The sequence below is a fragment of the Nocardia sp. NPDC058497 genome, assembly GCF_042720195.1.
GTDB lineage: Bacteria > Actinomycetota > Actinomycetes > Mycobacteriales > Mycobacteriaceae > Nocardia.
Window position 1 is genome coordinate 1 of the sequence record NZ_JBHXMY010000331.1, and the last position, 6,771, is coordinate 6,771.

Below are 6,771 nucleotides of genomic sequence, written 5' to 3' on the forward strand. Positions count from 1 at the left end.
GATGTGAGAGGCGTCATACAGATGGCGCACGTTTGGAATCGGGGTCGGCCGATGCTGGCATGGAGCGGCGGGCCGAGATCTGTCGCGGCGTCGCGGACCTGGTGGCCGCCGCGCGTGCAGGGGATGTCGTCGGGGCATGGCCGCGCTCGCAGGCTCTTTTCGGCTGCTCCGGATGTCGAGCTTGCCGCGGTGGCGCACCGCGGTCCTGGAGAGTTCGAACTAGCCAACCCAGCTTTCCGTGACCGACTGGAAGTTCTGGGTAGTGTCTCCCAATCGGCTTTCCGGATAAGGCCCGGTAGGTCGCGGCGACGGGCATCATGTTCGCCGTGGCGGTCGATGATCGGTATCGGGTTCTGACGGATACGCAGTGGGAGCTTCTCGAGCTGCTGCTAACGAAGTCCGACGGGCAAGTGGGTCGCAACTTCGCCAACAACCGGCTGGTCGTGGAGGGGATGTTGTTCCGGTTGCGGACCGGGGGTGCCGTGACGGGATCTGCCGAAGGCCTTCGATCCATGGCAGAAAGCCTCATCGCCGGTATGCCGGGGACGGGACTTGGGATCGGGTGCTGATCGCGTTGACGGCGCTGGAGGATGTGACGGGGAATCCGGATTGGGTTGTATCGGTGGATTCTTCGACCATGCGGGTGCATCAACACGGCGCGAACGCTTCCCGTGACGGCGACGAGGGTGTCGGCCCGGACGGTCAGCTATGAGCCGGGCTATCACGCGATCGGCCGGTCGCGAGGCGGGTTGACCACGAAAGCGCATCTGGCCACCGACGGCAACGGCCGTGGGCTGGCGGTACTGCTGAGCGCGGGCCAAGCTGGCGACTCGCCGATGATGCCCGCAGTGCTCGATTCGATCGCGATTCCGCGACTGACTGGTGGCCCACCACGGTCCAACCCTGGTGCTCGCCGACAAGGCGTACCCCTCGGCGAGCAATCGAGCCTTGCCGCGGCAAAGGTATCGGCGCAGGCATCCCGAACGAGCCGATCGGAAGGTCAACCGGAAACGGCGGAGCCGTGCTAGTGGGCGGCCACCGAGCTTCGATTCGGTGGCCTACAAGGGTCGCAACATCGTGGAACGCGCCTTCAACAAGGTCAATCATTGGCGTGGTGTCGCCACTCGCTACGACAAACTCGCCGCGACCTATCATGCCGGGCTCGTCATGGCCCTGGCCGTTGAATGGCTGAAGCTGTTGGGAGACATGACCTAGGTGTACTGACCACGGACGTTGGTGACGGCGTGGCGAGCTGACATGACGAAGACCTCCGAGTGAAGTGCGAGCTGTCTAGGAACGCATCCACTCCGGAGGTCTTCGTGTCCCACCGTAACGCCCCCCTGACCGAACTGGGCCGGTTACGGCTGGCCCGGTGCGTCGTCGACGACGGCTGGCCACTACGCCGCGCTGCCGAACGATTCCAAGTCTCGACTACCACCGCGAAACGCTGGGCCGACCGCTACCGGGCAGCCGGCCATGCCGGCATGAGCGACCGGTCCAGCCGCCCGCGCCACAGCCCGAACCGCACGCCCACCCGCACCGAACGCCGCATCATCAAGATCCGGCTGCAACGCCGCTGGGGACCGGCCCGCATCGCCTACCTGCTCGGCTTGCATCCCTCGACCGTGCACCGCGTCCTGGCCCGCTACCGGATGGCCCGGCTGCGATGGCTCGACCGCGCCACCGCCGCACCCGTCCGCCGCTACGAACACGACGCTCCCGGCGACCTGATCCACGTCGACATCAAGAAACTCGGCAACATCCCCGACGGCGGCGGACACCGCGTCCTCGGCCGCCGTGCCGGAGCCCGCAACCGCACCCGCACACCCGGAAAAGTGTTGCGCCGCAATGGTGCCAGCCATGTCGGCTGCAGCTACCTGCACAACGCCGTCGATGACCACTCCCGCCTGGCCTACAGCGAAATCCTGCCCGACGAACGCAAGGAAACCGCTGTCGCGTTCTGGCAGCGGGCACGAAAGTATCTCGCCGCCAAGGGAATCACCATCAAACGTGTCCTCACCGACAACGGATCCTGTTACAGGTCGCAGCTCTGGCGATCCGAACTGGCAACCACCGGCGTCACCCACAAACGCACCCGGCCTTACCGACCGCAAACCAACGGCAAGGTCGAACGGTTCAACCGCACCCTGCTTGAGGAATGGGCTTACGCACGTCCCTACCGGTCCGAAACCGAACGCCGTTCCACATTCACCGACTGGCTACACACCTACAATCACCACCGCGGTCACACAGCACTCGGCGGACACCCACCGGCCAGCCGCGTTCCCAACCTCTCAGGTCAGTACACCTAGGCGTCTCAGCCGGTCGTGTTGGTGAGCTGTCCGCACCCGAGCGTGCAGCGGTCCCTGCACCTGCCAGCCGCGCCGCGCGCATGGCGGCGATGGTCGCGCGCGAGGGTGCGCGTGTCCGGGGTCACCGCTCGGACGAGTACATCCGGCTTCCGAGTCGCCAGCCTCACCTCAATCGGAAGAATCCCCGCCCACCAGCCGATGTTCAACCCGCCACCCCGAGCGCTGGGGTTACTGCATCGGCCTGCCCCGACACGTAACTAGAACAAGTTCTAGATCATGCGCTAGCATCGCCGTCAGGATGGAAGCCATGACGCGCCGATGGCGGGTCATGGGGAGGGGATGCGACCACATGAAGTTCGACCGTCAGGTCTGGATCGTCGGTGCCGCCAACTGGTTTCCCGCCACACGGGATTACGCCAGTGCGGCGATCCAGCGTGGAGAACTCAGTGTCGAGCACGCCGAACTCAAAGGCGTGGACAGCGTGGCCGTTGCCACCGACATCTCCGCCCCCGAGATGGCGGTGCGCGCGACGAGCGCGGCCCTGGCCGACAGTGGCCTCGTGGGCGCCGACATCGATTTTCTGTTCCACTCGTGGCTGTATCACCAGGGTCATGATCTGTGGTCGGTGCCGCACTTCATCGCCAATGCTGTTGGCGCGGTGAACTGTTGGCCCATGTCGATGCATCAGGGTTGTGACGGTGGTGTTCTCTCCCTCTACAACGCCACGCTGTTGCTAAGCAAGGGCACTGACCCGCACACGGCCCTGGTAACCGCGTCTGACCGCTTCGTCGCGCCGGGCGTCGACCGCTGGAACAACAGCCCGACCTTCGCCCTCGGCGATGCCGGCTCTGCGGTTGTTCTCAGCAACCAGGCCTCCCATCCCGGATACCGACTCGAGATCGCGGCCATCAGCGCGCGCACGGCACCGGTGTTCGAGGTACTGAACCGGGGTGACACTCCGTTCTCGGATTTTCCGCTGGGCAATGGCATTCCCTCGCAGGAGAGCGCCGTCGGTGAAAACGTCATCGAATCGACCGGCGGCATGGACTTCATGGTGAAGACCGGTCAATCCAAGATCCGAGAGGTCTTCGACGAAGCTCTCGCCGAGGCCGGGATCACCGATGTCGAACAACAGCTCGACCTGGTTATGCTGCCGCGCATCGGCGCCAGCGTCTTGGAGAACTCCTTCATGCCCATCCTCGAGGAGTACCCCTTACTACAGGTGCGCTCCGGACACGCCGACTCCGGACATCTCGGCTGCGGCGACCTCGGCGCCGATCTCGCCGAAATCATGAGTACCCGCGCCCTCGCGGAGGGACGTCACGCAGCCCTGTTCGGTCTGGGCGGATGGTTCACCTGGACCTGCACCATCGTCAAAGGCGTTACCGCGTAACGCATTTTCACGCGGCAGCGGCAGGACATCGTAGTCCGGTCGGCCGATTCGAACTCACGGTAGATGCGCGCGATGGCTGCTGCCTGCCGGAAAGAAATAGATAGGTGAGACAAGCATGGCGAGCGAATACGCGATCGAGCCGATTGCCGTGGTCGGAATGGCGTGCCGCCTGCCCGGCGGCATCGAGTCCCCGGCGCAATTCTGGGATGCGCTGATGACAGGGACCGACCTCAATGGCGAAGTTCCAGCCGGGCGCTGGGATTTCGCGATGTCCCCCGATACCGCGGCCGTGTTGGGTCAGGTCACCAAAAGCGGCTACTTCCTCGACGACATCGACTCCTTCGACTCGGACTTCTTCACCATTCCACCCTGGTAAGCCGCGACCATGGATCCGCAGCAGCGACTGATCCTGGAGCTGTCGTGGGAGGCTCTCGACAGTGGCGGACTGGCCACACGTGGACTCGCCGGATCCGACACCGGCGTCTACGTCGGTGTCGGCGCGACCGATTTCGGAACGCGGAAACTCAACGACCTCAACAACATTGTCGCCTGGACCGGTATCGGTTCCTCGCCGTGCGGGGTGGCCAACCGGGTGTCCTACTGCCTGGATCTGCGTGGACCCAGCGTCGCCATCGATACCGCGTGCTCGGCGTCGTTGGTGGCCATGCACTCGGCCTGCCAGGCGCTGCGTAACGGCGAGATCTCCATGGCGCTGGCCGGCGGGGCGAACATCATCGCGGCACCGGGATTCAGCATCACCCTCGACGCCGCCGGTGCCACCGCTTCCGACGGGCGTTGCAAATCCTTCGACGACTCCGCCGACGGCTATGGTCGCGCCGAAGGCGGCGGCATCGTCGTGCTCAAACGCCTGAGTGATGCTCGCGCGGCCGGAGACAAGGTCCTGGGCCTGATCATCGGTAGCGGCATCGGCCAGGAGGGCCGCACGAACGGCATCATGGCGCCCAGCGCGGAGGCACAGGAGACGCTGCTGCGAAACACGTACGCCGCCACCGGAATCGACCCGCACAGCATCGGCTACATCGAAGCGCACGGCACTGGCACTCCCGTCGGTGACCCGATCGAAGTGACCGCGGTGTCGAAGGTGTTCGCGCACAACCGCACTGCTGCGGATCCCTGCCTGATCGGTTCGGTCAAGGCCAATGTGGGACATCTGGAAGCGGGCGCGGGCGTCATCAGCTTGATCAAGTCATTGCTGGTGTTCGAACATGGCACGATTCCCCGTCAGCTCAACTTCACCACGCCCACCCGCAGTATCGACTGGGCCGACTCCGGTGTGCAGGTCGTGGCCGAGCACACCGCGATGCCGAGTATCGACGGCCCTCAGCGCATCGGCATCTCCGGATACGGCTATGGCGGCACCATCGGCCATGTGATCGTCGAGAACGCGCCCGCGGATTCCGCGCCGTCCGCGCTCGCCCCGACCGCCGGTACGCACGTGAGCCATCTGCTGCCGGTGACGGGCAACAGCGTCGAGGATCTGCGCGACTGGTCACGCAGTCTCGCGAAATATTTCGACCAACATCCCGAGTTCAGCCTCGACGACATCGCCTACACCCTCGGGGTACGCCGCGGCCACCATCGATTCCGGTCGCTGCTGACGGTACGAGATCGCGCCGCGATGCTCGAGGGTCTGCAGGAGCTTGCCGACAGCGATGGCGGCGATATCACCGTCACCCGTGCCGAACCGGGCCGCGCGGGTGGGGTGTGGGTGTATTCCGGGCACGGTGCTCATTGGGACAGCGTCGGTACAGAGTTGCTGGGCGTGCCGCAGTTCGCGACGGTCATCGACCGCATCGATGCCATCTTCGCCACCGAGCTCGGCACCGGGTGTCGCGCCCTGCTCGAATCCGAACAGCCCGCGAGTACCGCTGTGGCACAGGCATTGACCTTCGCTGTCCAGTGTGGACTGACCGAGATCTGGAAGTCCTACGGCGTGCACCCTGCCGCGGTGATCGGGCACTCCCTGGGCGAGATCGCCGCCGCGGTCACTGCGGGCGTACTTGAGCTCGAGGACGGTGCACGCCTGGCGTGCCGGCGTGCGCGGGTGGTCGACCAGGCCGCTGGGCACGGCGCGATGCTGGTCATGGCCCGCTCCGCCGCCGAGGTCGAACCGCTACTGCCAGCGAATTGCGGTGTGACAGTGGCGATCCTGTCCTCTCCGACGAGTACGGTCGTCTCCGGCGCGATCGCCGATATCGACGCCGTCGCCGCTCTGCTCGACGAACACGGTGTGCGCTGGCGGCGCGTGGCTACCGACGTGGCCTTCCACAGCGCCCAGATGGACCCGCTGGTGGACCAGCTCAAGAACGCCGTGCGTGAGCTGCCCGCGCGGGCGCCCGAGATCCCAATGTATTCGGCGGTCCTGACCGATCCGCGCACCGTCACCGTGCGTGACGCGGACTATTGGGCCGCCAATCTGCGCGATATGGTCCGCCTGGAACCGGCGGTGCGCGCGGCCCTCGAGGACGGACACGACACATTCCTCGAAATCGCCGCGCATCCCATCGTGTCCGAATCGATCGCCGAAACCGCCGAGGCGCTCGATCGGGCCTGCGTTGTCGCGCACTCGATTCGACGTAACAAGCCCGAACTCGACGTCCTGCGCGAGAATCTGGCCTACCTGTATTGCGAGGGCGTGGATCTGGCGTGGCCGGCTCTGGCCCACGGTCGGATGATCGACCTGCCCGCGCGCACCTGGCATCGGCGTCACTACCCCGACACCACCGGCCCGACCACGAGCGCCGCTGTACCCACCGCGGCACGGCACACCCTGCTCGGCCCCCGCAACACGCTGCTGGTCGGCACCGATGAGGTGCGGTTCTGGCGTTCGCTGGTCAGCTACGACACGCGCCCTTATCAAGGTGTACACGCGGTCGACGGGGTGGAGGTGGTACCTGCCTCGATCATCGTCAACACATTCGCTACCGCGCTGACCGAAGACGCTGCGGACGGCCCGATCTCGCTGCGTTCGGTGGAATTCAGCGCACCTCTGGTGCTGGAGTCGTTCAAGACGATCGACGTGGTGGCCAACGCACACACCTACTC

The 6,771-nt window shown here is 65.5% G+C and carries 5 protein-coding genes and 1 pseudogene; all 6 read left to right on the forward strand.

Annotated elements, in window-relative coordinates; genetic code table 11:
- The first annotated feature begins 562 nt into the window (after positions 1 to 562).
- On the forward strand, positions 563 to 712 hold the full coding sequence (locus ACFWPJ_RS20825; protein ID WP_378853708.1) for a hypothetical protein: 150 nt from the start codon (positions 563 to 565) through the stop codon (positions 710 to 712).
- A gap of 194 nt (positions 713 to 906) precedes the next feature.
- Complete coding sequence (locus ACFWPJ_RS20830; RefSeq protein ID WP_378853710.1) at positions 907 to 1,215, forward strand: transposase; 309 nt, start codon at positions 907 to 909, stop codon at positions 1,213 to 1,215.
- 104 nt (positions 1,216 to 1,319) lie between these two features.
- Positions 1,320 to 2,312 carry an IS481 family transposase gene (locus ACFWPJ_RS20835; RefSeq protein WP_378853712.1) on the forward strand — a complete coding sequence of 331 codons (993 nt, stop codon included), beginning with the start codon at positions 1,320 to 1,322 and terminating at the stop codon, positions 2,310 to 2,312.
- 349 nt (positions 2,313 to 2,661) lie between these two features.
- Positions 2,662 to 3,705 carry a ketoacyl-ACP synthase III family protein gene (locus ACFWPJ_RS20840; RefSeq protein WP_378853714.1) on the forward strand — a complete coding sequence of 348 codons (1,044 nt, stop codon included), beginning with the start codon at positions 2,662 to 2,664 and terminating at the stop codon, positions 3,703 to 3,705.
- 157 nt (positions 3,706 to 3,862) lie between these two features.
- Positions 3,863 to 6,286, forward strand: a pseudogene (locus tag ACFWPJ_RS20845) (type I polyketide synthase); the annotation flags it as partial.
- 111 nt (positions 6,287 to 6,397) lie between these two features.
- Positions 6,398 to 6,771: hypothetical protein (locus ACFWPJ_RS20850; RefSeq protein WP_378853716.1), on the forward strand; the 374-nt coding region annotated here is incomplete at its 3' end.